This is a genomic window from Novosphingobium sp. (genome assembly GCF_040398825.1).
In the GTDB taxonomy this organism is placed as follows: domain Bacteria; phylum Pseudomonadota; class Alphaproteobacteria; order Sphingomonadales; family Sphingomonadaceae; genus Novosphingobium.
On sequence record NZ_JBBATI010000009.1, the window covers coordinates 36,527 to 59,131 of the forward strand.

Genomic DNA, 22,605 nt, shown 5'->3' on the forward strand with positions numbered 1-22,605 from the left:
GCCTCGGCAAAGACCAGTTTCATGGCTGGATCAGGTCGCGCGTGGCCCCTTTGCCCAGTTCCAATTCGCTGATGGCTGACATAAGCCGGTCGCGGTTGGCCCGGGTGGACAGCAGATGCAGTGATTCCTCCATCGCGTTCCATTCGGCCGGCGAAATCATCACCACCGATTCGGCTTTTTGACGGGAAATGACAACAGGCGCGCGGTCCGCCACCACACGGTCCATCACCTCTTTAAGGTGGGCGCGCGTATCCGAATAGCTGATGACGTCCATGACGATTATCCGACAAGGTCTTGTACAGATTTTGGTACAATATTTAAGGGATTTGCGTGTGCCCCGATTCCTGATCACGGTTCGCCTGGTACCCTGGGCCTCAATGTACGCTGCTGTCCTGTCCATCAGCCAGCCCGCGCTGGGCCAGACGGCCGCGCCCGCAATTCCGAAAACGGACATGCAGGGAATGGCCATGCCTGGCGTGCCGATGGCCGATGCACCCATGCCCGCCATGACCATGATGGATGGGGCACTGGGATCCTATACGATGATGCAGGACGCATCGGGCACCGCGTGGCAACCGGTGTCCACGCCGATGGATGGCGCGATGTGGGGGTCGGGGGGCTGGTCCGGCATGGTCCATGGCTATGCCAACCTGATCTATGATCACCAGTCCGGCCCGCGCGGGGGCGACAAGACCTTTAGCGAAAGCATGGTGATGGTCATGGCGCAACGCCACGCCGGGCCGGGCACGCTGACGCTGAAGGCCATGGCCTCGCTCGATCCGCTGATGGGCAACGATGGCTATCCGCTGTTGCTGCAAACCGGCGAAACTGCCGATGGGGTTAACCACCTGGTCGATCGCCAGCATCCGCACAACCTGCTGATGGAACTGGCGGGGACTTATGCCGTGCCGGTCGGCCAACAGTCGTCGCTGTTCATCTATCTGGGCTATCCGGGCGAACCGGCGCTGGGCCCGGCGACGTTCATGCACCGCTTTTCGGGCAAGGATAACCCCGCCGCGCCGATCAGCCACCATTGGCTGGATTCGACCCACATCACTTTTGGGGTGGCGACGGCCGGGTTTGTCCACGGTCCGGTCAAGGTCGAGGCGTCGGTATTCAATGGCCGCGAACCCGATCAGCACCGCTGGGGCTGGCAACCGCTGCGGCTCGATTCGTGGAGCGGGCGGATCACGCTGAACCCCGGCCGCGACTGGTCATTCCAGGTCAGCTATGGCCACTTGCACAGCCCCGAAGCGCTTAACCCGGCGGTCAACCAGAACCGCCTGACCGCGTCGGCCACCTACAACCATGCCTTTGCCGGCGGCAACTGGCAAACCACGCTGGCCTTTGGCCGCAATGACGATCGCCCCGGCACCGTGCTGAACGCCGTCCTGCTGGAATCCGCGGTGGCGCTGCGCCGGCTGACCGTGTTTGCCCGCGCCGAAACCGTGCAGAAGGATGATCTGGTGGAGGCGCCCAGCCCGCTCGCCGGGCGCGTGTTCCGCGTTGCCGCAACCACGCTGGGCGCGGTCTATGACGTGCCCGTCGCCCCGCACCTGCTGCTGGGGATCGGGGTCCAGGCGACGCTGAATGTCGTTCCAGCGCCGCTGAACGTTACGTATGGTTCCGCCACGCCCGGCGGGGTCATGCCATTCCTGCGCGTGAAAATCCGGTGAACGACTGGCACTCAGGTTTTCGTCGCTCGCCTTAATCCGGCGTCTGTTCCGCCCGGTAATGGTCCGCCTGGTGCTGCGGGGTGACCTTGTGGCTGTAACTGTCGCCGCGGATCGGCAGCATGCCCTTGTTCCAGGTGTCCCACACCGATTTCAGGTGTTTCAGCATGTCGGGGTTGCGCTCTGCCAGATTGGCGCGTTCGCGGGTGTCCACCACCACGTTGAACAGAAATTCATTGTCGTTGATTTTCAGGTATTTCCAGTCGCCTGACCGCACCGCGCGCTGGCGGTTGGCCTTGTACCGCCAGAACAGCGTGCGGTCATGGGGCGCGGCCTGCCCCAGCAGCGCTGGCAACAGGTTCATCCCGTCGCTGGGGTACGCCGGGTCGGGCGCGGCATCGATGGTGGCCAGCAAAGTGGGCAGCCAGTCCATTCCCGCCGCGACCTGCGTGCACACGCTGCCGGGGGAAATCCTGCCCGGCCACACCACCAGAGCGGGCACGCGGATGCCGCCTTCGAGCAGTTCGGTCTTTTGCCCGCTGAACGGCCAGGTTTTGGAAAAACGTTCGCCGCCATTGTCGCTGGTGAACACGATCACGGTGTTGTCGGCCTGGCCGGTGGCGGCCAGTGCGGCCGTCACCCGGCCGGCCTGTTCATCCAGCGCCGCCACGATTTTGGCATAAGTCGCCAGGCTGCCACCGTCGTAGTGGAAAATATCCTTCAGATCGCGCGACACCGCTTCATCGCCCGGGCCTTCCCACGGCCAGTGCGGCGCGGTGAAATGCAGCGACAGGAAAAACGGCACGTCGGGCGCGGCTTTTTCGATGTAATCGACCGCGCGGTCACCCAGCAAATGCGTGTAATAGCCGGTCTTGTGCACCGGCACGGTGCCTTCATACAGGTCCTCCGGCTCCTTTTCGCCGACTTTGCCCTTGTGCGTGAAATAGTCGACCGCGCCGCCGAAATTGCCGAAAAACACATCGTACCCGCTTTTGGTCGGGCCGAATTTGGGCAGCGAGCCCAGGTGCCATTTGCCGAACAGCGCGGTACGATAGCCGGCCTTGCGAAACAGCGAGGGCAAAGTCGGATGATCGGGTGGCAGGCCAAGCGTGTCGCTGGCCCCGGCGATCGGTTCCTCCAGCCCGCCGCGCAACCGGTACTGGTACCGCCCGGTGATGATCGCAAAGCGCGATGCCGAACACACCGCCGAATTGGCATAGGCCTGCGTCAGCCGTACGCCGCGTGCGGCCAGTTGATCGATATGCGGGGTGATGTAATCGGTCTGCCCGTAAACGCTCAGATCGCCATAGCCCATTTCATCGGCAATAATGAACACCACGTTCGGCCGTTTGCCCGCCGGCGCAGCACCGGCACGCCCGGCCCCGGCCGCCGCAACGCTGAACGAACCGATCCCCGCCAGAGTCTGGCGGCGCGAAAACGTGATTGACCCCATGGCATCCCCACCCGGCAACAGTGCTGCAAGTGGTCAACCCTAACGCCAATACCCGCCGCCACAACATTTTCGTGGCGGCGGGGGGTCGCGCCTATTTCACCGTGTTGGCCGCCACCATCGACTGCATGATTTCCTCGGTGATCGATTGCACCGCGCCGGGGGTGTGCGACAGGAAAATGGTGTTGGTCTTGTCGTTTTCGCCGATCGATTTCAGCGTGTCAAAATATTGCGTGACCAGCACCAGTTGCATCACATCGTGCGCGGTGGCGGTGCCCAGCGCCTTTTGGAACCCTTCGATCGAGGTGGACAGCCCTTCGATAATCGCGCGGCGCTGGTTGGCGATGCCCTGGCCCTGCAGCGCCTTGCTTTCCGCCTCTGCCTCGGCCTTTTTGACCACCAGGATCTTTTCCGCTTCACCGCGCGCGTTGGCGGCGACCTGTTCGCGTTGCGCGGCGTTGATGTCGTTCATCGCCGCCTTGACCTTCTGGTCAGGCACGATGTCGGTGACCAGCACGTTGACGATTTCATAGCCGAATGCGGCCATATCGACGTCCAGTTCCTGTTTCACCGCGGCGGCAATCGACGACTGGCTGGCAAACACTTCGTCCAGCGTCATGCCCGGCACATGCCCCAGCACGACCTGTTCGACATAGGACTGGATCTGCGCGACGGGGTCGGACAGGCTGTAATAGGCTTCAAAAATCTTTTCCGGCCGCACGCGCGTCTGTACCGAAATCGGGATGGTGACGAACACGTTGTCGCGCGTCTTGGTTTCCATGGTCAGCACGATCTGGTTGACCCGCAGGCTGACCCGCCCGTCCAGCCGGTCGATAAACGGTATTTTCCACCCCAGCCCCGGCGCTGCACAGCGCACATACTGGCCAAACCGGGTGATGATTGCCGCCTCTGCCGTTTTGACGGTGAAAAAGCTGCCGAACACCACGCTCAAGCCGAAAAACGCGACAATCGTCCCCAATGCCGAAAACACGATGTCCATGATGACCCCTGTAATTGTGCCAAAACGCGCAATTGATACCCGCCGTTTAACATGGAAATACGACCGAAAGCTGAAAGATTGGAGACTCCGCCAGATGTCCCGCCACCACCAAACTCTCCCCGGGGTTCACCTTCATCGCCCCATGCGCTAAGCGCGTGGGCATGAGCCTGCTTTCCCCCCTTGAACGCGACCTGATCGCCCTGATTGCCCCGGCGCCGATGCTGGAGCAGGTGTGCGCGTGGAGCGCGATCAACACCGGCACACGCAACCTGGACGGGCTGGCACGGCAGGCGGGCCTGCTGGCCGATGCCTTTGTGGCATTGCCCGGCGACGTGACACTGGAACAGGCCGCCCCGGTTGAGGCGGTCCTGCCCGACGGGCGCGTCACCGCCATCGCCCACGGGTGCCATCTGGTGCTGCGGGTCCGGCCCCGGGCCAACCGGCGCTTCCTGCTGACCGGGCATATGGACACGGTGTTTGCCGCCGATCATCCGTTTCAGGCCACGCGCTGGATCGACGATCACACGCTGAACGGCCCCGGCGTGGCCGACATGAAGGGCGGCATCGCGGTCATGCTGGCGGCGCTGACCGCGTTTGAAAATGGCCCGCACGCGGCGGGCGTGGGCTATGACGTGCTGATCAACGCGGATGAGGAGACCGGCAGCCTGTCATCAGCACCGCTGATTGCGCATCTGGCCAATGGCAAGGCGGCGGCGCTGACCTTTGAACCCTCCGCGCTGCCCGATGGCACCTTGGCGGGTGCCCGCGCGGGCAGCGGCAATTACAGCGTGGTGATCCACGGGCGGTCTGCACACGCCGGGCGCAACCCCGAAGACGGGCGCAACGCGATTGTCGCCGCCGCGCGGCTGGTCGTGGCCCTGGCCGAACTGGCGCACCCGGAATTGAGCGTGAATCCAGCGAAGATCGAAGGCGGATCGGCCAACAATGTCGTCCCCGATCTGGCCGTTGTGCGGTTCAACATCCGCCCGCGCGATGAACCCGCCGCCATCTGTTTCGGTCACGATCTGCGCAGCCTGCTGGCATGGATTGAAAGCGAATACGGCGTCACCACCCACGTCCACGGCGGCCTGTCGCGCCCGCCCAAACCGCTGACGCCTGACGCCGAACGCCTGTTCCATCTGGTGCGCGACTGCGGCGCGGCGCTGGGTCAGACCATCGCCTGGCAATCGAGCGGCGGGGTGTGCGATGGCAACAACATCGCCGCCTGCGGCGTACCGGTGGTGGATACCATGGGCGTGCGCGGCGGGGCGATCCATTCGGATCAGGAATTTTTGATCGTGCCGTCGCTGGCAGAGCGCGCGGCGCTGGCCGCGCTGGTGCTGCACCGCCTTTCCGGGGAAAACCAATGACCTTTCGCATCCGCGCCGCGCAGCCCGGCGATCTGCAACACCTGTACGACATGGCCAAGCTGACCGGCGGCGGGTTTACCAACCTGCCCCCTGATCGCCGTGCGCTGGGGGCCAAGCTCGATCGCGCCGCCGCCGCATTCGGCAATGGCGAAGACGGCGATCCACGCGCGGTCAAGGACGAACTGTTCGTGCTGGTGCTGGAGGATGCGACCACGGGCGAAGTGCGCGGCACCGCGCAGATATTTACCTGCGTCGGTCAGCAGATGCCATTTTATTCCTATCGCATCGCCACGCTGACCCAGCATTCAAAGGAACTGGGGCGTACGTTCCGCGCCGAATTGCTCAACCTCGTCACCGATCTGGAAGGGTCGAGCGAAGTCGGCGGACTGTTCCTGCACCCGGGTGAGCGCGCCGGCGGGCTGGGGCTGCTGCTGGCACGCAGCCGCTATCTGTTCATCGCCATGCACCGCGCGCGGTTTGCCGATCGCATCCTGGCCGAACTGCGCGGGATCATCGATGAACGCGCCGGGTCGCCGTTCTGGGATGGCGTCGCCGGGCGGTTTTTCGGCATGAGCTTTCAAGAGGCGGACTATTTCAACGCCATCAACGGCCACCAGTTCATTGCCGATCTGATGCCCAAACACCCGGTCTATGTGTCGATGCTGCCCGAAACCGCGCGGCAGGTGATCGGGCTGCCGCACCCCACCGGCCGCGCGGCGATGCGCATGCTGGAAGAGGAGGGCTTTCACGCCGAAGGCTATGTCGACATTTTCGATGGCGGCCCGACGATGACCGCGCGCACCGACCGCGTGCGATCGATCGAATCCGCGCGCGCCGCCACGATCGCCCATGTGCGCGCGCCGGATGGAACCGGGCCGCACGCCCGCGCGCTGATCGCCAGCGGCCGGCTGGGCGAGTTCCGCTGTACCTATGGCGAAATCGGCTTTGACGGCGATGGCGGGGCAGTGCTCGATCCGATCGCGGCGCAGGCGTTGGATGTGAGCACCGGTGATACCGTGTGGCATGTCGCGCGATAGGGATTGAGCTAAAATGGCACTGGTGGAAATCAATTTCGACGGGCTGGTCGGGCCGAGCCACAACTATGCGGGATTGAGCCTGGGCAACCTCGCCTCTGCCAGCCATGGCGGCGATGTGTCATACCCGCGCGGCGCGGCGCTGCAGGGGCTGGACAAGATGCGCCACAACCTGGGCCTGGGGCTGGTGCAGGGATTTTTTGCGCCGCTGCCGCGCCCCAATCACGGGTTTCTGACCGCGCTCGGCCTGGATCATGATGCAGCAACCCCCGGCCCCGGCGAAACGCGGCTGCGCGCCGCTGCGTGGTCGGCCAGCGCGATGTGGACCGCCAATGCCGCCACCGTATCGCCCGCGCCCGATACCGCCGATCATCGTTGCCACCTGACCGCCGCCAATCTGGTAACGATGCCGCACCGGTCGCAGGAATGGCCAGATACGGTGCGACAGCTGCGGCTGGCCTTTGCGGATGCGGCGCATTTTGCGGTGCATGACGCAGTACCGGCGTGTTTTGGCGATGAAGGCGCGGCCAACCATATGCGCATGGCGGCACGCCATGATGCGCCCGGGCTGGAACTGTTCGTCTATGGCCGCCCCGGCGGGCCGTTCCCCGCACGCCAGCATGAACAGGCCGGCCGCGCGGTGGCACGGTTGCACGGGCTGAACCCCGAAAAAGTGCTGTTTATCGAACAATCGGCCGAGGCGATTGCCGCAGGCGCATTTCACAACGACGTGGTTGCAGTGGCCAATGAACGCGTGCTGTTCACCCACGAACAGGCGTTCGCCGACCCCGATGGTACTTACGCCGCGATCCGCAGCCGCCTGCCCCAGGCGGAAATCGTGGAGGTCCCCGCCAGCGCGGTCAGCCTGGCCGACGCGATCCGGTCCTATCTGTTCAACGCCCAGCTGCTGACGCTGCCCGATGGCACGATGGGCCTGGTGATCCCGACCGAGGCCTGGGCCATGCCCGCGGTGCGCGGCTGGCTGGATGCGATGCTGGCATCAAACGGCCCGATCCGCCACGTGTTGCCGGTCGATGTGCGGCAATCGATGGCCAATGGCGGCGGGCCGGCGTGCCTGCGCCTGCGGGTGGTGGCCGACCCGGCCACGGTCGATCCGCGTTTCCTGCTCGATTCCGCACGGATTGATCTGCTGGCCGGCGTGGTGGCGCAGCATTGGCCCGAACAGATCGACCCCGCCGATCTGGGACGCGACAGTCTGGCGCGGTCGGTCATGGCGGCACGCGGCGCGCTGCTCGATGCGGCGGACCTCGGCGTGCTGGTTTGATACAGGTTCGGGGAGTCGGGGGGGCTTACAGGTACCAGACCGTTACAGGATGGCACGTTTGCAAAACCGCCACTGGCACGATGCTTGCTGCGTAGCGGGGGCTGCGGCATAGTTGATGCCGATGCTTAACCGGAAACACACCATGATTCGCAAGATCGGCCGGCTGTTCGTGATCAAGAACCGGTTTGAGGCGTCGGCAATCATTTATGCGCTGGCGCTGGGTGGGGCGGAGCGTGGCAAGCACTATTTGGACACGTTTCCGGGCTTTGGCGGAAAGATGCTGTTTCTCGCCGCGATGGTCGCGGTGTTCATGGCCGGGTCCAAGATTCTGGACGCATTGAGCTATGAGCGGGTGCGTGCGGCCGATGCCATCACGGCTGCCGGCGCCGCAGACCGCAACCCCATCTGATCAGCGCACATCCTCATAATCATGGTGCGCCGGTTTGCCGCGCACCATGATCGACAGGTAATTGGCCAGATAGAGCCCGGCGATCCTGGCAAAGCCGTGGTGTTTCATCCGCCGGGCCGATGTCGGCATCACAAATTCGGGTGAAAACAGCACGGTGCCATGGCGGCGCGCGCGTTTGCCGATATCGACATCCTCACCATAAAACTCGATCGACGCGTCAAACCCGCCCATCTTGTCCAGCACGTCGCGGCGGATGGCAAAATTGCCCCCCACCATCAGATAACCGGTCAACTTGTACAACGGCTTGGCCGCAACGAACCAGCCGGTGGAGATGCGGTTCCATATCCCGGTCAGATCGTAAAAGCTGTAGGGGCCCGACAGGCAGGCCAGATCGGGCCGGGTGGAAAACTGGTGCGCGATCTGCTGGGCCCAGCCGGCGGGCGGGCGCGTATCGGCATCGACATAGGCCAGGATATCGCCGCTGGCGGCCCGATAGCCGCATTGCCGCGCGCGCGTGATGCCCTTGTGCGGTTCAAACACATAGGTCACCGCCGGATAGCGTTCGATCACCGCGCGGGTGCCATCGGTGCTGTTGTTGTCCACCACGATCACTTCGCAGACATGGTCCGCCACATGCGCCATCACCGCATCCAGGCACGCCGGCAGGCATTCCTCCTCGTTATACGCGGGGATGACCAGACTTATCCGTGGGGGGCTGTGCCGGGGTGTGGTGATGGTCGGTCCGTCTGGTTCGGTCATGGTGCCGCTGGTGCCGCAATAACACGGTTCTCGCCAGCGCCGATTTGTGCATTACCAATGATAAATGTCTCTGACCGGCGCGATCGGCAGCCCGATCGGCACGGCAGTTGGTGGGGCGTTTCTGTTGCCGGGTACGCCCCCAACCCCTGGAATCCCTTCTGTTGCCCGGTGGGCCCGACCGCGCTTAAGCATTGTAAGATCTGGCCGTTAAGCCGTCAGATTACGCCGCGAGAGCGAGTGCTACGTTATCGTTGGCACTTGTTGGTTTTGAGCCTTGAACGGGTTACTCAGCCCGGGCAAAAACAGCGCTTTTCAACACACGTCGATCCTAGTTCGGCCCCGTCATCTGTTCCGCCGCCACCCCCTTGAAAGAGGGCGCACGCGGAAAAGGTGGTGGAGCCGCCGGGTACCGCCCCCGGGTCCGCTGTGCCTATTGCACGCCGCAATTTATCACCATAGCCGGCACGAGGCCGGCAGGGATGCATATAGGGCGCGTTGCGGAAAAGGAAAGGGGGCAGACCGACCGGCCCGCCCCCCATCACTTTGCCAGTTCACAACCCGATGTTTCAGCTGCGCGATTTCAACGCATCGCGGATTTCGGTCAGCAGGTCGACTTCGCTTGGGCCCGGCGGCGGCGCAGGTGGTGCCACCACTTCGGGTTTGGCCATCGCGCGCGTGGCCAGCCGCACCATCAGGAAAATGACAAACGCCATCAGCACGAAATTGATGACGTTGGTGACGAACATGCCATAGCCAAACAGCGGCGCACCCGCCGCCTTCAGCGCGGCATAATCGGTCAACGATCCCTTGTAGGTCGCCGGAACCGCACCCAACAGGATGAACTTGTTGGCAAAATTGATCCCGCCGGTGGCCAGCGTCAGCACCGGCATGATCAGATCTTCGGTCAATGACGTGACGATCTTGCCAAATGCCGCGCCGATGATCACGCCGACGGCCAGGTCAAGAACGTTGCCTTTTTGAATAAAGGCTTTGAAATCATTCAACAATGCCATGCCCGGCCCTCTTCTTGGTTATCAATGTCTTTATGCCCGACTGATGCCACCACAACCCGCACGCGGCAAGGCCCCGCTGGCGACGAACAGCATACCATGATCGACGGACCACGCTTGAACCCGGATCAATGCTCGCTATCTCTACGCAGGAACGGTAGGTTGCGGTACCGCAGCCCCGGGATAAGGAAAGTCTGTGCTCATGGCCGCTCGTCTGTTCAGCCGTATTGTCCGCATTGCCGCGGTCGTCGCCGCTGCCGCGTCGCTGTCGGCGTGCGGGGTCAATTCGATCCCCACCGCCGAAGAAAACGCCAAGGCCAAATGGGCCGATGTGCAAAGCCAGTACCAGCGCCGGTCCGACCTGATTCCCAACCTGGTGGCCACGGTCAAAGGCTATGCCAAGCAGGAACAGGACACCCTGACCAAAGTGACCGAGGCGCGCGCAAGGGCCACCTCGATCCAGATTTCCGCCGACGATGTCACCAATCCCGAAAAGGTCGCCGCGTTTCAAAAGGCGCAGGGCGAACTGTCGCAAGGGCTGGGCCGCCTGCTTGCCACCACCGAGGCCTATCCCGATCTGAAATCCAACGAAAACTTTCTGGCGCTGCAAAGCCAGCTGGAAGGCACCGAAAACCGCATCGCCGTGGCCCGGCGCGATTACAACGAAGCGGTGCGCGGCTATAACGTGACCATCCGCACCTTTCCTGCGGTGATCGCGGCCAAAGTGATCTATGGCGCGAAGCCGATGGTGCCGTTTGCCGCCGCCGCCGGTGCCGAAGCCGCCCCCACCATCAGCTTTGACGGGCCGGCCGCCGCCGCCAAGCCTGACGCGAAGTGAACCGGGCGGCCATTCGCCCATCAACCGACCATTCTTCTACCCCCCTCCCCTTCAGGGGAGGGGCCGGGGGTGGGGCCTCTCAACTAAGCTCGGCGGGTGGTGATAGGCCCCACCCCAACCCCTCCCCTGAAGGGGAGGGGCTTTTTGTAATGCGCATGATTTGGCGCATGCTCACGCTGGTTGCCGCGATCATCGCCCTCAGCCTCACCCCGGCGCGGGCGGAGAGCTTTCCACCGCTGACCGGGCGGGTGGTCGATGATGCCCATATCCTGCAGCCCGGCGATGTCGCCGCGCTGAATACCAAACTGGCCGCGCTTGAGGCACAATCGCAGCGCCAGCTGGTGGTCGCCACGATCGCCGATCTGGGCGGCGAAGACATCGATACTTATGCCAACCACCTGTTTCGCACCTGGGGCATTGGCGACAAACAGCGTAACGACGGCGTGCTGCTGGTGGTCGCGCCCAAGGATCGCAAGGTGCGGATCGAGATCGGTTATGGCCTGGAAGGGATCATGACCGATGCGCTGTCGAGCGTGATCATCCGCCACGACATCGTGCCCAAATTCAAGGCCGGCGATTATCCCGGCGGGATCAACGCGGCGGTCGACAGCCTGATCACCCAGCTGCAGCTGCCCGATGACCAGGCACGCACCGTGGCGGCCGGCGCCAAGACACAACTGGCGCGCGAACGTGCCCCGCATTTTGATGCCGGCACGATCGTGTTCCTGGTTATTTTCCTGCTGTTCTTTGTCCTGCCGTTCCTGCGCCTGCTGGGCGGCGGTGGACGGCGGTATGGCGGCGGGGTGTGGATCATGCCGATGGGCGGATTTGGCGGCGGCGGTGGCGGTGGCGACTGGGGCGGCGGTGACGGCGGGTTTTCCGGCGGCGGCGGCAGTTCCGGTGGTGGCGGCGCCAGTGGCGATTGGTAGGATCGATTGACAGCAATGGCCGGCATGACCCCCAAACGTCCCGAACCGATCCTGTCGCCGGTTGGCAATGCCGCGGTCGCCGCGGCAGTCGCCGCCGTCGAGGCCCGCGCCAATGCAGAGGTTGTCACCGTGATCAGCCGGCGTGCCGATGATTATGGCGATGTGGCGCTGGCCTGGTCGGCGCTGGTTGCCGGTCTGGCGCTGCTGGCGATCAACCTGGCGCCCGGGTTCTATCTGCTGCTGGTCGATCGCGCGCTGGGGCTGTGGGCGCACAGCTGGACATTGCACGAAGTGCTGGGGCTGGCGCTGATCGCCGCCACGGTCAAATTTGCCGCGATGTGGCTGCTGCTGCAATGGCGCCCACTGCGGCTGGCGCTCACCCCGCGCCCGATCAAAACCGCCCGCGTGCGTGCGCGTGCACAGATCGCGTTCCGGCTGGCCGTGCAGGGGCGCACGCGCGGCGCGACCGGCGTGGTAATCTATCTGTCGATGGCCGAACGCCGCGCCGAAATCATCGCCGATGATGCGATCGCCAGCAAAGTTGCGCCAGAGGTGTGGGGCGATGCGATGCACGCCATGCTTGCCGAAATCCGCGACGGCAACATTGCCGGCGGGCTGGTCACCGGCGTGGACCAGGTCGGCGCGGTGCTGGCGGCGCATTTTCCGCGTACCGAAACAGCGGGCAACGAATTGCCCGACGGCGCCATCGAACTGTGAGACGATCATCACAATGAGCCTGGAAGACGAATACGCGCAACCCGAACAGGTCCACTGGCAGGGGCGCTTTATCGCCGCCAAAACCCGCGGCCGGTGGGAATATGTCGGCCGCACGCGCAACATCCGCGCGGCGGTGATCCTGGCGATCGACGATGGCCATGTCATCCTGGTCGAACAGTTTCGCGTGCCACTGGGCCGCCGCACGATCGAATTGCCGGCAGGCCTGGTCGGCGACCATGACGATGCCGCCGACGAAGACGCAATGACTGCTGCCACGCGCGAACTGGAAGAGGAAACCGGCTATCGCGCCGGGCAGATCACCGTGGTTGGCGAATTTTACTCCTCCCCCGGCATGGTGACAGAGGCGTTTACGCTGTTCCACGCCACCCGGCTGGAAAAGGTCGGCCAGGGCGGCGGGGTGGGTGATGAAGCGATCACCGTGCACCGCGTCGCGATCGATGCGATCGACGATTTCATCGCCGCAAAACGTGGCCAGGGCCTGGGTATCGACACAAGAATGTTGCTGTTTCTGGGCCCCCGCCTCATAACCGTTTAATCCAACGATTAAACGGTGCGGGAGAATGATGATGGCGGGCAGGGTTGCGGGAAAAAAGGCGCTGGTGACCGGCGCAGCCCAGGGGTTGGGCGCAGCCCATGCGCGCACGCTGGCACGCGAAGGCGCCACCGTGCTGCTGACCGATATCAATGCCGACAAGGTTGCCGCAGAGGCCGCCAGCATCAACGCCGAACTGGGCGCGGGCACCGCCTTTGCGCTGGTGCACGATGTGACCAGCCCCGATGACTGGGACCGGGCGATTGCCTTTGCCGCAGAACAGCTGGGCGGGCTGTCGGTGCTGGTCAACAATGCCGGCGTGGGCGTGCGCGGCAATATCGAAACCTGCACGCTGGAAGACTGGCGCCGCGGCTTTGCCATCAATGTCGACAGCGTGTTCCTGGGCTGCCAGAAAGCGCTGCCGATCATGAAGGACAACCAGCCCGGATCGATCATCAACATCAGCTCGATCGCCGGGCTGATCGCATCGGACACCATGCCCGGCTACAACGCCAGCAAGGCGGCGGTGTGGATGCTGTCAAAATCGGTCGCGCTCTATTGCGCCAAACGCGGGTGGAACATCCGCTGCAATTCGGTCCACCCGACCTTTGTCGATACCCCCATCCTGGATGGCATCGGCGCCAATTCGGGTCTGGGCAAAGAGGTGGTGATGGGCAAACTGGCACGCCAGATCCCGCTGGGCCGCGTCGGCGTTCCGCAGGAAATCGCCAATGGCGTGCTGTTCCTGGCCAGCGACGAATCCAGTTTCATGACCGCCGCCGAACTCAAACTGGATGGCGGCATTTCGGCGATGTGATGGCGGCGCATCCGGCCCCTCCGGCGGCGACAGATAAGCAGCGATCGCAAAAGACCCAAAATTGGGATCATCGTTGTTTGTGCGCGGGCTGGCAAAAATGGCCACAGGCAACCCTGCAGGGGGCGCAAATGACGTGGCCGCCGCACGCGCCATCATACCAACCGTCGACCAAACCTATTCAACCTATGGCGTGACCGCGCCCGCCCCACCCCGATCACAGGGCGGGGCGCGCAACGATCAGTAAACGATCACGCTGCGGATCGATTTGCCTGCGTGCATCAGTTCGAACGCGGTGTTGATCTCTTCCAGACCCATCACGTGGGTGATCATCGGGTCGATTTCGATCTTGCCGTTCATGTACCAGTCGACGATCTTGGGCACATCGGTGCGCCCCTTGGCGCCGCCGAACGCGGTGCCGCGCCAGTTGCGACCGGTCACCAGCTGGAACGGGCGGGTGGCGATTTCGCGGCCGGCCTCGGCCACGCCGATGATGATGCTGGTGCCCCAGCCGCGATGGCATGCCTCCAATGCGGTGCGCATCACTTCGGTATTGCCAGTCGCGTCAAAAGTGTAATCGGCGCCACCGTCAGTCAGTTCGACCACTTTCGCCACGGTTTCTTCGCGGCTGAGCCCCTTGGAATTGAGGAAGTGGGTCATCCCGAACTTGCGTCCCCATTCTTCGCGATCGGGGTTGATATCGACGCCGATGATCTTGCCCGCGCCGGCCAGCCGCGCGCCCTGGATCACGTTCAACCCGATCCCGCCCAGCCCGAACACCACGACGTTTTCACCGACCTGCACCTTGGCAGTGTTGACCACCGCGCCAACGCCGGTGGTGACGCCACAACCGATGTAGCAGCTTGACTGAAACGGTGCATCCTTGCGGATTTTGGCCAGCGCGATTTCGGGCAGCACGGTGAAGTTCGAAAAGGTCGAACAGCCCATGTAGTGAAAGATCGGCTGACCCTTGTAGGAAAAGCGCGTGGTGCCATCGGGCATCAGGCCCTTGCCCTGGGTGGCGCGGATCGCGGTGCACAAGTTGGTCTTGCCCGACAGGCACGATTTGCACTGGCGGCATTCGGGGGTGTAGAGCGGGATCACATGGTCACCGGGGACCACGCTGGTCACGCCCGCGCCAACCTCGCGCACGATGCCGGCGCCTTCGTGGCCCAGGATCGAGGGGAAGATGCCTTCGGAGTCCAGCCCGTCGAGCGTATAGGCATCGGTGTGACACACGCCGGTGGCCATGATTTCAACCAGCACTTCGCCGGCGCGCGGGCCCTCCAGATCAACTTCGACAATTTCGAGCGGCTTTTTGGCTTCGAATGCAACGGCAGCGCGGGTCTTCATGAAACGGTCCTTCCCCGAAAGGTCAAAATGCTGGCGGATGCATAGAGCGGGCGCGGCACAGAGGCAATCACCGCCAGACCCCCGCGCATTTTCTGATGACCCCATGCCGCATTGCTTATCATGCCACGCCGCGCCCGGGTGACTTGGCCTTCGGCGCGCGCTATCATCCACCGCTCAGGGAGATATCGGATGCAGGTAAACCGGCTCGATCACGTCAACATCATCACCGACCAGCTGGATGCAACGGCGCAATTCTATGCCGCGCTGCTGGGGCTGGAACGGCGCAATGGACCGCCGCCGCTGACCCCGGACAATGCGCAATGGATGCATGATGCCAATGGCCTGGCCATCCTGCATATCAATTCGGTCGATTGCCCGCGCACTTATGACCGCGCGGTCGCCCCCGGCGCCGAAACCGGCGCGATTCACCATGTCGCGCTGACGTGCACCGGCCACGCCGAACTGATCGCACGGATCGAGGCGATGGGCGGCACGTACCAGACCAACCGCGTCGATGCGATCGGGCTGACCCAGGTGTTCACCACCGATCCCAACAATGTCCTGCTGGAACTGAACTTTTTCGGCGATTGAGGGCTTTGCCGCCTCCTCCCCGGTTCAGGGGAGGAGGCGCAAAAGCTCAGTTCGATGCCACCGTCCTGGCTTCCAGCGCCTTGTCTTCATTGGCGCGGTGGACGATGTAGGCGCGGATGGCTTCGGCATCGGCGGCGGTCAGCGCGGATTTAAAGCTGACCATGCCCAGTGTGTGCAGCTGTCCGCCCAGCACGACCGCGCGCAGCGCCTCGGCCGAGGCGATCACGCCCGAATGGCGCAGATCGGGGTTGAGATCGCCTGATACCGCCGCGTCGCCATGGCACACGCTGCAATAGCGGCCGAAATGCGCAGCGCCCTGCGCCACCTGTTGCGGCGTGCCAAACGCCACTGGCGGGTCAAGCACCATCTTGGCCGGGGCCGGCGCGGCCGGCAACTGGCCACTGGCGCCCAGCTTGAACACCAGCAGGCGGCTGATATTGTGCGCCGCACCGCCCTTGTTGAACAGCACACCGGTGGCGATATCCCACACCCCGCCCCATCCGGCGAGCACGGCGACATACTGATCACCGTGGATGGAATAGGTCATCGGCGCGGCGATCACCCCGGTCTGGGTGGGGAACGACCACAGCTTTTCACCCTTGTCGGCGCTGTATGCCACGAAATGCCCCCCGGCATTGCCCTGGAACACCAGGTTGCCGGCGGTGGACAGCACGCCGCCATTCCACGGGCTGGGCTGATCGACCTTCCATGCCTGGCGCTGGTTGGCGACATCCCACGCGATCAGCGCGCCGGTGGTGGCGGCCTTTGCGCCTTCGCGCATCTGCACATTGGCGGGCATTGCGGTCGCGGCGCCATCCATCCCGGTCTGAAATCCGATGGCCGACGGTTTCCAGTCCTTGGCCGCCATATAGGGGAACCCGGCAAGGTTGGCGGGAATATACAGATACCCGGTCGCCTGGCTGTAGCTTTGCGGTTGCCAGCTATGCCCGCCGACCGCGCCCGGGGCGCTGATCCACGGTTTGCCGGTCTTGTCATAGCGCGCATCGGGGTTGAGCGCGGGGCGCCCGGTGACCGGATCGATCCCGGTGGTCCAGTTGACCGGTACGAACGGCTTGGCCGACAGGAACTTGCCAGTTTTCACGTCCAGCACATAGACATGCCCGTTTTTGGGCGCGTGGATGGCAACATGGCGCGATTGGCCATTGATCGGCACGTCGGCCACGGTGATCTGCGCGTCGGAATCAAAATCCCAGCGGTCTTCCGGGGTTTCCTGAAAATGCCAGGCATAGGCCCCGGTGTCGGCATTCACCGCCACCACCGACGAGGTATAGAGGTTGTCGCCTTTGCGACCCATCGGGCCGGGGTTCCACGGTTCGGCATTGCCGGTGCCGAACAGGATCAGGTTGGTTTTGGGATCATAAGTGATCGCATCCCACACCGTCCCGCCGCCACCGACGGTCCACCAGTTGCCCGCCCAGGTCTTGGCCGCACTGGCCATCGCCTTGTTTTCATAACCCTTTTTGGGATTGCCGGGAACAGTGTGGAATTTCCACGCCAGTTTGCCGGTGGCGGCGTCATAGGCGGCGAGATAGCCACGCGCGGCATATTCCGACCCGCCCTCACCGATCACCACCCGGCCTTTGACAATGCGCGGGGCGCCGGTGATGGTGTAATCATGCTGGTTGGGCACCGCCACGACCGACCAGGCGACTTTGCCAGTGGCGGCATTCAGCGCGACCAGCCGCCCATCCAGCGTGCCGACAAACACCCGGTTGCCATAGAGCGCAACGCCGCGGTTGACCGCATCGCAGCAGGCGCGCACCAGCGTTTCGCGCGGGACTTTGGGATCATAGGCCCACAGCAGCTTGCCATTGGTGGCGTCATAGGCCTTGACCATCGACCAGGCGGTCGAAACGTACAGCACGCCGTTGTGGACCAGCGGCGTTGCTTCCTGCCCGCGCGCGGTATCCAGATCGGCCGACCATGCCAGCCCCAGCCCGCTGACGTTGGCGGCATTGACTGCGCTCAGCGGCGAAAAGCGCTGCTCGCCATAGTCCCGGCCATAGCTGAGCCATTCTTCCGACGGGCTGGCGGCAATATCGGCGGCAGTAACCCCGGCCAGCGCCGCACTGCCACCCGGCTGCACGGTCGCGAGCGCCAACGCTGCGGTGGCCGCAACGCCCGCACCAAACCGGCCCATCACCGATTTGCGACCCGAAAAGACCCCACGATACAGATTGCCAGCCATGGCCTTCGACACCCTTGTGTTGGCGCCGGGCTGTGCCCCGGTCGCATTGTCCCAAGATTTGCGAATGACCCGGTCAAAAGACCAGCCCAACCACTTGTTAAGAGGTTGATTAAAGCGCCCGCCCCGGTTCGGCAAGAGGCGAAGGGGGCAACCCGCGCAGTTGCCCCCATGGACCGCGCCACGCCGGTTGCGACCGAGCGCGGCATGGTTAGTGTAACCGCGTGGCGTTAGAATGGGAGCGTGCGGGCATGTGCGATGATCTGACCGAATCCGAAAACTCGACTTTCCTTGGCCGGCTGGCGCTGGCCAATCCCGCGCTTGACCGCCGCCGGTTTGCTGCGCTGGGTGCCGGCGCGGCTACGCTGGCCGCGGTGCCGGGGTGCATCGCCAAAGTGGCTGACCAGTCCCCCGCCTTGCCCGTCAATGGCCGTGCGGTGACGGTGACCACCCCCGATGGCGTCACCGATGCCTGGTTTGTTGCGCCCACCAGCGGCAAACATCCAGGCGTGATCCTGTGGCCCGATATTGCCGGGCTGCGCGATGCGTACAAGACCATGGCGGCACGGCTGGCCGGCGCCGGCTATGCCGTGCTGGTGGTCAACCACTATTACCGCGGGGCAAAGGCGCCGGTGCTGGAATCGCTGGTCGCCTGGCGCACACCCGAAGGCCAGGCGAAGCTGAAACCGCTGATCGCCGGGATCACCCCGGCCGGAACCATGCGCGACGCGACGGCTTATGCCGCCTGGCTGGACCAGCAGGCAGGGGTGGATACCGCCCGCCGCATCGGCACGCTGGGGTTCTGCATGGGCGGGCCATACACTGTGCGCACCGCCGCAGCGGTGCCGGCGCGGATCGGCGCGGTGGCGTCGTTCCACGGCGGTGGGCTGGTCGATGCAGAGGCAGGCGCCGACAGCCCGCACCGCCTGCTGGGCAAGACCCGCGCGGCATTCCTGTTCGCCATCGCCCAGAACGACGATGCGCGCGATCCGGGGGACAAGGTCGCGCTGAAAGACGCCGCTGCCGCCGCCGGCCGCCCTGCGGAAATCGAGGTATACCCCGCCCAGCATGGCTGGTGCACGATCGACGCGCCGATCTATGACGAGGTCCAGGCCGAACGCGCCTACGCCCGCATGATCGCGCTGTTCACGGCCAATTTGTAAGCGGCCCCGAATTCCACTTTTTTGACCCTCCTCCTAAGGGGGAGGGTTGGGTGGGGTGTCCCACGCCGAAAGGAATCGCTGCAAATCAGGCGCCGGACACCCTTCCCCACCCCCTTCCCTGAGGGACGGGGCCTTAACGGGCGGTGCTATTTCACCACTTCGCCGCCCTTCATCACGTGGGCGACGTGTTCCAGCACGGTCACATCGGCCACCGGATCACCCGCCACCGCGATCATGTCGGCGTAATGGCCGGGTGACAGCGCGCCGACATCCTTGCTCCACCCCAGCATCTGGGCAGAAACCACCGTGGCGGCCTGGATCGCCTGCATCGGCGTCATGCCCCATTGCACCATGTATTTGAACTGGCGCGCGTTCAGCCCGTGGGGATAGACCCCGGCATCGGTGCCGAACGCCAGTTTGACCCCGGCGCGCACCGCTTTCCTGAACCCTTCGCGCTGGCCCTGCGTGGTTTCGGTATTTTTGCGCATGTAATCATCGGGATAATGGTCGCGGCGGCCGACCTCGTCGGTCCAGTCACCGTTATAGACATCCATGTCGAGGAACACGCCGTGCGCCTTGGCCATGGCGATGCCTTCGTCATCGATCAGGCTGGCATGTTCGATCCCGCGCACCCCGGCGCGGATCGCCGCCTTGATCCCGCCCGCACCATGCGCGTGTGCGGTCACCCATGATCCGCGCGCGTTGGCGACATCGACCGCCGCACGCATTTCTTCCTCGGTCAATTCCTGCTGTCCCGCGACCGTGCCGATGGCGAACACCGCGCCAGTGGCGATCAGCTTGATCGAATCCGCGCCGTGCTGGAACAGGTAATTGACCTTTTGCGTGACCTCTGACGCATTGGTGACCACGCCCACGCGCATGTCGGCGGGCACCTGCACATCGGGCGAAAACCCGGTCACTTCGCCGCCGCCGCCGGGTGACGTTATATAGGCGCCGACCGCCGCCATGCGCGGCCCGATGACATCGCCGCGGTTGATCGCATTGCGCAGTTCGACATCGCCAAACGCGCGGAAACAGCCGACATCGTGCACCGAGGTGAACCCGGCAAACAGCGTGGTGCGCGCATTGGCCGCGCCCACATAGGCGATCTCCATCGCCGAATGCAGCAACGGTTCCGCCGGGTTGTTGGTTTCACCCGGATCGGCCAGGTGCACATGCATGTCGATCAGCCCGGGCAGCACGGTATAGCCCGACCAGTCGACCACCGTCGCCCCCGCCGGCGCCGTGCCATCGGGCATGATCGCGGCAACCCGGCCGTCCACCACTCGCAACAGGCGCGCGGGCAGCACCGTGCCCGCTTCGGGATCGACCAGATGCCCGGCGCGCACATAGACGGTGGCGGCCTGCGCCGTACCGGCTGACAGGACCAAGGCTGCTGCGATCAGTGTGCGCATAGCGTTGTCATTTCCCCATTGTGAATTTTCACGCCCAGCGGGCAATGCGCGCGCAGCACTGCGCCCAATTGCACTGCTTCGTCATGGGCATCATCGATGGTCGGGTGCGCACGGTCAAACCAGCCGCCCCGTTCATGCCGCAGGCCATAGCCAATCGCGATATCGGCAAACTGGTCGGGCCGGGCATTGATGCGGTAATGCGCGCGCAGGGCCTGCCATTGCCCGGGGGCAAGATCGGGCGCGGCCCCAGCGGGCGCAGTGTCCCGGTGCGATGATAGCGCATGCCATGCGCCACTGGCCGCGCCATACGCACCGGGTGCCGGGTCCAGATCGACCACATCGCCCGCGGGTGGCGGATCGCCGATCGACAGGCGCCTTAAACGGTAGGTGACCGCGACCGGACGACCATCCGCGTTGCGCAGCACCAGGTCATAGACCAGATCAAACGTGTGCCGCCCATCGGGCAGCCGCCCCAGATCGCGCACAAACAGCGCGCCCGAAGGATTGTCGCCACTGCCACCGGGTGGCGGTGGCGGACGATGGCCGTCATGCCCAAACGCCGCGAACACCAACAACGCCGCCAGCGCCAATGCGCCCAGCACGACCAGCCAGCGCAGCGCCACCGTGGCGCGCGCAAATGTTTCGGGTACGGCCACCAGAAAATCGCGCAATGCCGCGCGGCGCGCCTTTTTGTCCTTGGTGCTCACCCTGCTCCCCGTCTGATCGGCCATGGCGCACCTTGGCAGAAATGTGCCGGTGCGGTCCATTGATTGTTGCATCGGCGCGGGGGGCGCCCGGCCCGCCACGCGCTGCCGATGCGGTGGCCATACGTCCTGACCCTGATGGCCTGTTCACCCGCATTAAGCCCGGCTTCGCCACAGTCCGGCGTTGCTTTGGCGAAAGACAGTGCTTTGAGCTATATCGGAAAAATTGTCGCGGACGGGTTGGCGGGCGACACCCTGGGTGGTGCCGATGCGATGGCCGCGGTGCGGGCCGATCTGTTGCGGCAGGCGCAGGCCGCCAGCGCGCTGGGATCACCGTTCGTGTGCGACGTGCTGGTGGCGGTGGCGCGGCAATTGTCGCACGCACCGCACCTGGCGCTGCGCCTGGCGACGTGGCCGGGTGACCGTGCCGCGGCGGCGCTGGCATTGCGCGTCAATGGCGCGCTGCATGCGCTGGCACGCAGCGGCACCGTGCCGTCGCTGGCAGCGATCTATGCGCAGCGCGGCGGCGATATCGATCGCGCGGTGGCCGATGCCTTTGCCGCCGCCGATGCGCTGCTGGCGCGCAGCATTGACCATCCGACCCAGACCAACGAAGTCGGCCGCAGCGGCGCGCTCTATGCCGGGCTGATGGCCGCGGCAGCGCCGTTTGGCCACAGCATCGAATTGCTGGAAGCGGGATCGAGCGCGGGGCTCAATCTCAACCTGGCGCGTTATGCCTATTGCCTGGGCGGCACAGCGGCGGGCGACCCGGCATCGCCCTTGCGGATTGCCCCGCACTGGCAGGGCCCGGCCCCGGCCCGCGTGCCATTGCAGATTGTCAGCGCACGCGGGGTCGATCTCGCGCCCATCGACGTGGCCGATCCCGCTGCTTGCGAACGCCTGCTGGGCTTTGTCTGGGCCGACCGCAGCGACCGCATGGCGCAATTGCAGGCCGCCATCGGCATCGCCCGGCTGAACCCGCCGGTCGTGGAATACGGTGATGCTGCCGACTGGATCGAAGCGCGGCTGGACGCGCCCCAGACCGCGGGCACAACCCGCGCGCTGATCCATTCGATGGTGCGCCAGTATCTGGACATCGCCACCCGGCTGCGCATCACCCGCGCGCTGGAACGTGCCGGTGCCCGCGCCGATGCACGCCGACCATTGATCCACCTGGCCTATGAATGGGATGTGGCGCGGCGCAATGTCGAACTGGTGGTGACGACCTGGCCGGGCGGCGAAACCCGCCTGCTGGCGCATCCCGATCCCTATGGCGACCGGGTGCACTGGTTCGGCTGAGTGCCGGGCCGATCACACGCCGACCGCGTGCCC

Annotated in this window: 22 protein-coding genes and 1 other RNA gene; 13 read left to right on the forward strand and 10 right to left on the reverse strand. The window is 64.6% G+C overall.

From position 1 onward, the window contains the following. Window positions 1-19: 19 nt before the first annotated feature. Window positions 20-274, reverse strand: a complete 255-nt coding sequence (locus ABWP89_RS06695; RefSeq protein WP_353228095.1) for a type II toxin-antitoxin system Phd/YefM family antitoxin — start codon at window positions 272-274, stop codon at window positions 20-22. 187 nt (window positions 275-461) lie between these two features. Between ABWP89_RS06695 and ABWP89_RS06700 the strand changes: the two genes are divergently transcribed. Then, the gene (locus ABWP89_RS06700) at window positions 462-1,676 is read left to right on the forward strand and encodes a hypothetical protein (protein WP_353228097.1); all 1,215 of its coding nucleotides are present in this window, start codon (window positions 462-464) and stop codon (window positions 1,674-1,676) included. Between the two features lie 31 nt (window positions 1,677-1,707). Here the strand turns inward: ABWP89_RS06700 and ABWP89_RS06705 are convergent, their stop codons facing one another. Both ABWP89_RS06705 and ABWP89_RS06710 read right to left on the reverse strand, forming a co-directional pair. Further along, the gene (locus tag ABWP89_RS06705; protein WP_353228099.1) at window positions 1,708-3,126 is read right to left on the reverse strand and encodes a sulfatase family protein; all 1,419 of its coding nucleotides are present in this window, start codon (window positions 3,124-3,126) and stop codon (window positions 1,708-1,710) included. A gap of 91 nt (window positions 3,127-3,217) precedes the next feature. Beyond that, window positions 3,218-4,123 (reverse strand): SPFH domain-containing protein, encoded by a 906-nt coding sequence (locus ABWP89_RS06710; protein WP_353228100.1) that lies wholly within the window; start codon window positions 4,121-4,123, stop codon window positions 3,218-3,220. Window positions 4,124-4,284: 161 nt separating this feature from the next. Between ABWP89_RS06710 and ABWP89_RS06715 the strand changes: the two genes are divergently transcribed. The 4 genes from ABWP89_RS06715 (at window position 4,285) to ABWP89_RS06730 (ending at window position 8,221) form a co-directional block, all read left to right on the forward strand. After that, complete coding sequence (locus ABWP89_RS06715) at window positions 4,285-5,493, forward strand: hydrolase (protein ID WP_353228102.1); 1,209 nt, start codon at window positions 4,285-4,287, stop codon at window positions 5,491-5,493. Then, on the forward strand, window positions 5,490-6,530 hold the full coding sequence (locus ABWP89_RS06720) for an arginine N-succinyltransferase (RefSeq protein ID WP_353228104.1): 1,041 nt from the start codon (window positions 5,490-5,492) through the stop codon (window positions 6,528-6,530). The genes ABWP89_RS06715 and ABWP89_RS06720 overlap by 4 nt, the downstream gene beginning before the upstream one ends. 13 nt (window positions 6,531-6,543) lie before the next feature. Further along, window positions 6,544-7,812 (forward strand): N-succinylarginine dihydrolase, encoded by a 1,269-nt coding sequence (locus ABWP89_RS06725; protein WP_353228105.1) that lies wholly within the window; start codon window positions 6,544-6,546, stop codon window positions 7,810-7,812. A gap of 142 nt (window positions 7,813-7,954) precedes the next feature. Beyond that, window positions 7,955-8,221 carry a hypothetical protein gene (locus tag ABWP89_RS06730; protein WP_353228107.1) on the forward strand — a complete coding sequence of 89 codons (267 nt, stop codon included), beginning with the start codon at window positions 7,955-7,957 and terminating at the stop codon, window positions 8,219-8,221. Here ABWP89_RS06730 and ABWP89_RS06735 read toward each other — a convergent pair whose 3' ends face one another. The 3 genes from ABWP89_RS06735 to mscL all read right to left on the reverse strand — a co-directional run bounded on the left by ABWP89_RS06735 (window position 8,222) and on the right by mscL (window position 9,993). Then, entirely contained in the window at window positions 8,222-8,980 is a 759-nt protein-coding gene (locus ABWP89_RS06735; RefSeq protein WP_353228109.1) for a glycosyltransferase, read from the reverse strand. A gap of 147 nt (window positions 8,981-9,127) precedes the next feature. Then, window positions 9,128-9,494, reverse strand: a transfer-messenger RNA (tmRNA) gene (gene ssrA, locus ABWP89_RS06740). Window positions 9,495-9,546: 52 nt separating this feature from the next. After that, window positions 9,547-9,993 carry a large conductance mechanosensitive channel protein MscL gene (gene mscL, locus ABWP89_RS06745; RefSeq protein WP_353228111.1) on the reverse strand — a complete coding sequence of 149 codons (447 nt, stop codon included), beginning with the start codon at window positions 9,991-9,993 and terminating at the stop codon, window positions 9,547-9,549. A gap of 199 nt (window positions 9,994-10,192) precedes the next feature. Here mscL and ABWP89_RS06750 point away from each other — a divergent pair, with 199 nt between their 5' ends. From ABWP89_RS06750 to ABWP89_RS06770, 5 genes are all read left to right on the forward strand, one after another. Beyond that, a complete protein-coding gene (locus ABWP89_RS06750; RefSeq protein WP_353228112.1) occupies window positions 10,193-10,828 on the forward strand; it encodes a LemA family protein in 636 nt (211 codons plus the stop codon). Between the two features lie 149 nt (window positions 10,829-10,977). Further along, entirely contained in the window at window positions 10,978-11,757 is a 780-nt protein-coding gene (locus ABWP89_RS06755) for a TPM domain-containing protein (RefSeq protein ID WP_502915252.1), read from the forward strand. 24 nt (window positions 11,758-11,781) lie between these two features. Beyond that, on the forward strand, window positions 11,782-12,474 hold the full coding sequence (locus tag ABWP89_RS06760) for a TPM domain-containing protein (RefSeq protein ID WP_353228114.1): 693 nt from the start codon (window positions 11,782-11,784) through the stop codon (window positions 12,472-12,474). 13 nt (window positions 12,475-12,487) lie between these two features. After that, entirely contained in the window at window positions 12,488-13,030 is a 543-nt protein-coding gene (locus tag ABWP89_RS06765; RefSeq protein ID WP_353228115.1) for an NUDIX hydrolase, read from the forward strand. 31 nt (window positions 13,031-13,061) lie between these two features. Next, window positions 13,062-13,844 (forward strand): SDR family oxidoreductase, encoded by a 783-nt coding sequence (locus ABWP89_RS06770; protein ID WP_353228117.1) that lies wholly within the window; start codon window positions 13,062-13,064, stop codon window positions 13,842-13,844. A gap of 237 nt (window positions 13,845-14,081) precedes the next feature. Here ABWP89_RS06770 and ABWP89_RS06775 read toward each other — a convergent pair whose 3' ends face one another. Next, the gene (locus ABWP89_RS06775) at window positions 14,082-15,194 is read right to left on the reverse strand and encodes an S-(hydroxymethyl)glutathione dehydrogenase/class III alcohol dehydrogenase (protein WP_353228119.1); all 1,113 of its coding nucleotides are present in this window, start codon (window positions 15,192-15,194) and stop codon (window positions 14,082-14,084) included. A 189-nt stretch (window positions 15,195-15,383) separates the two neighbouring features. Here ABWP89_RS06775 and ABWP89_RS06780 point away from each other — a divergent pair, with 189 nt between their 5' ends. Continuing rightward, complete coding sequence (locus tag ABWP89_RS06780) at window positions 15,384-15,785, forward strand: VOC family protein (protein WP_353228120.1); 402 nt, start codon at window positions 15,384-15,386, stop codon at window positions 15,783-15,785. 46 nt (window positions 15,786-15,831) lie between these two features. On the opposite strand, the gene ABWP89_RS06785 is transcribed toward ABWP89_RS06780, so the two are convergent. Next, entirely contained in the window at window positions 15,832-17,994 is a 2,163-nt protein-coding gene (locus tag ABWP89_RS06785) for a PQQ-dependent dehydrogenase, methanol/ethanol family (RefSeq protein ID WP_353228121.1), read from the reverse strand. 248 nt (window positions 17,995-18,242) lie between these two features. Here ABWP89_RS06785 and ABWP89_RS06790 point away from each other — a divergent pair, with 248 nt between their 5' ends. Continuing rightward, window positions 18,243-19,154, forward strand: a complete 912-nt coding sequence (locus tag ABWP89_RS06790) for a dienelactone hydrolase family protein (RefSeq protein ID WP_353228122.1) — start codon at window positions 18,243-18,245, stop codon at window positions 19,152-19,154. A 146-nt stretch (window positions 19,155-19,300) separates the two neighbouring features. On the opposite strand, the gene ABWP89_RS06795 is transcribed toward ABWP89_RS06790, so the two are convergent. Together ABWP89_RS06795 and ABWP89_RS06800 are read right to left on the reverse strand one after the other, a co-directional pair. Then, on the reverse strand, window positions 19,301-20,569 hold the full coding sequence (locus ABWP89_RS06795; protein WP_353228123.1) for a Xaa-Pro dipeptidase: 1,269 nt from the start codon (window positions 20,567-20,569) through the stop codon (window positions 19,301-19,303). Continuing rightward, window positions 20,557-21,276 carry a hypothetical protein gene (locus ABWP89_RS06800; RefSeq protein ID WP_353228125.1) on the reverse strand — a complete coding sequence of 240 codons (720 nt, stop codon included), beginning with the start codon at window positions 21,274-21,276 and terminating at the stop codon, window positions 20,557-20,559. The genes ABWP89_RS06795 and ABWP89_RS06800 overlap by 13 nt, the downstream gene beginning before the upstream one ends. A 204-nt stretch (window positions 21,277-21,480) precedes the next feature. On the opposite strand from ABWP89_RS06800, the gene ABWP89_RS06805 reads away from it, so the two are divergent. Continuing rightward, complete coding sequence (locus ABWP89_RS06805) at window positions 21,481-22,572, forward strand: DUF2332 domain-containing protein (protein ID WP_353228126.1); 1,092 nt, start codon at window positions 21,481-21,483, stop codon at window positions 22,570-22,572. Window positions 22,573-22,605 lie beyond the last annotated feature (33 nt).